Here is a 231-nt window from a genome sequence, read left to right as displayed (position 1 = left end):
CGAGCGCCCGCAGCGACGCTCCCCGCCGAGTTGACCTGGCAATCGCGCGTATCGACGCGTGGACCGTCATGAAGGTCTCCTTCCTCCTGTCGGTCGCCCTGGGCATCGCGATGGTCGTCGCCACGATCATCCTGTGGCTGATGGTCGACGCCATGCACGTGTTCAGCCAGATCGAGGACTTCCTGCAGACCGTCGGTGCCGGCCGCTTCGTGGACCTGCTCGACTACGCTC

Annotated in this window: 1 protein-coding gene; it reads left to right on the top strand. The window is 65.8% G+C overall.

Translation table 11 applies throughout. The features are described 5' to 3' along the window. Window positions 1-231 (top strand): DUF3566 domain-containing protein (locus tag QP415_RS13125; protein WP_285100364.1); only part of this gene is annotated, 231 nt, incomplete at both ends.

The sequence above is a fragment of the Pauljensenia sp. UMB3104 genome (genome assembly GCF_030217285.1).
In the GTDB taxonomy this organism is placed as follows: domain Bacteria; phylum Actinomycetota; class Actinomycetes; order Actinomycetales; family Actinomycetaceae; genus Pauljensenia.
Note: the sequence above shows the minus strand (reverse complement) of the source record. Positions and strands in the feature narration are given on the sequence as shown.